General features: G+C 37.7%; 1 protein-coding gene. It reads left to right on the top strand.

Annotation, left to right across the window (positions count from 1 at the left end; all coding sequences use genetic code 11):
• Window positions 1-174: 174 nt before the first annotated feature.
• Window positions 175-2,302: M9 family metallopeptidase (locus I3255_RS13755; RefSeq protein WP_238039313.1), on the top strand; the 2,128-nt coding region annotated here is incomplete at its 3' end.

Raw genomic sequence — 2,302 nt, 5'->3', positions numbered from 1 at the left:
TACGGAAAGTTGAACAGCAGCATTATGATGAATAAGTTACTACCACTTGGATGCTAGAAATAGCAGCAAATTGCTGCTATTTGTTGATCTGGATGCCAATAACTTGGTGTTGTATCCCTAGAAGGTATAAAGTGCTTGTAAAATATAATTTTTAAATTAATAAGAATTATATTTATGACTCATATACTAAAATATTCAGCGATAGCATTTATTTTAAGTAGCTCAGCTTCTGTAGCAGCCACTAATTGTGATATTGCTCAGCTTGCTCATGTCCCTGATAAAGCCTCAGTTATTGAACATGCAGATAATGTGTGTATGCAAACTTGGTTTCATCCAGATAAAGCCTCCATCAATTCAGTATTTAGTGAAGAGCAAATGGTATTAATAGCTAATGCTCTTAATACTAAGATTGCGGCATATCAAGGCGATGAGGTTTCTGCTACCGAAATTTATTATTTGAGTGAGTATGTTCGAGCTGCTTATTATGTTAACTATTACAATTCAACAGTTATTGCCCCTTATTCTCACGCTTTAAATCTCCGTTTTACTACTGCAATTAATCGATTTTTACAGTCCCCTTATGCTTTAACCGCTTCTCAGCATAATATGAATGCGTTGGGTAGTTTGACGTCATTGGTTGATAGTGTGCGTGTTCTCCCTGAGAATTTACCCACTTTAATGACACTTTTATCTACATTAAATAAAGACAATGCGGAAAATAGTACTTACGTCGAAGCTTTAAATAATATTTTTCGAGCATTAAATGGCAGTAGTAGTGATAAAGGAGTACAAGATTATTTATCTCACCATCTTGAGGTTTTGGATCAACTACATCAATTTATCATTTCTAATGATTGGGCATTAAAAACTCATGCGGCCGTTGTTGTCTCAAATGCAGCTCGAGAGCTTAGTCGTTTATTAAAAATTCAAGATCCTGCGATAAAGAACAAGATACTGACAATTCAAGAAGATTTATTAGCTCGTTATCCTTTAGGTGGGGAAAACGACAGTATTTGGGTGGGTATTGCAGAGATGGTTGGTTATTATGCCCCTGATAAGCAACAACAACTTGGATTGTCTGATGCAAAATTACGTTTAGAGCAGCATATCTTGCCGATGACCTTTCGCTGCGAGGGGCCTGCTACTGTTCGAGCTCAGAAGATGACTCAAGAGCAAGCTATAGAGGTGTGTGCAGCCCTGAATCAAAAAGAACAGGATTTTCACTCGTTAATTACAAGTGCTAGTAATCCGGTTAATGATGATTTAAACGATCATGTTGAAGTGATTGTATTTGATTCGAATTATGATTACACCGTCTATTCTAATTTCCTATTTGGCAACACGACTAACAATGGAGGTCAATATTTAGAAGGAAATCCTAGTGACCTTCATAATATTGCCCGCTTTGTTGCTTACCGTAATACTTCTGCCGATGGTTATAGCGTATGGAACTTAGAGCATGAATATGTCCACTATTTAGATGGCCGCTATAATCAGTATGGTGATTTTAACTATAACTTACAGCATGGTTTTGTGGTTTGGTGGTTAGAAGGCTTCGCCGAATATATGCATTATGGCAATAGTTATACAGATGCAATTGCGCTCGGACAGGAAAGAACGTATTCATTATCGGAAGTGTTAGCTACGACATACTCTCATGATACTAATCGTATTTATCGTTGGGGTTATCTAGCGGTTCGTTTTCTATTTGATAATGCTCCTGATCAAGTTGAGCAATTACTGCAATTATCTCGTCAAGGCCATTACACACAATGGGCCGCCTTGGTACAGAAACTGGGTCTACAGTATAACGAGGAATTTGCTACCTGGCTGACAACATTAAAAGCGCCAACTACGCCAACCACTCCAAGTCACTCTAATAAGAGTGTAATAACATTGACGGCGGAAACGCCAGTTGAATTAAGTGGCGCAAAGTACAGCGAGCAGCTATTTGCGATTACAGTACCTAAACATGTTACTGAATTTTCTGTTTCATTAAGTGGTGGAGATTATGGTGATGCTGAGTTATATGCGAGTTTTAACCAAGTAGCACACTACTATAATTATCAGATCACAGATGCCCGATCTGGCAATAATGAACGTATTCGTTTTGCCACAGATGAACAAGGATTTGTAAAACCTGGTGTCTATTATTTTAGTGTTGCAGGTCGTTCTGCATATGAGCATGTCGTATTAAATACAGAAATGAAAACAGCAGAATCGACGCAGACGGCATATCAAGCTGACGATTTAAGCCCAATTACTTTACAAGCAAATACTCATACTAACATTACTGTTAATA

The sequence above is a fragment of the Psychrobacter sp. Ps6 genome (assembly GCF_022129235.1).
GTDB lineage: Bacteria > Pseudomonadota > Gammaproteobacteria > Pseudomonadales > Moraxellaceae > Psychrobacter.
The sequence above is the reverse complement of the archived record's forward strand: the minus strand, read 5'-3'. Positions and strand labels throughout refer to the sequence as shown.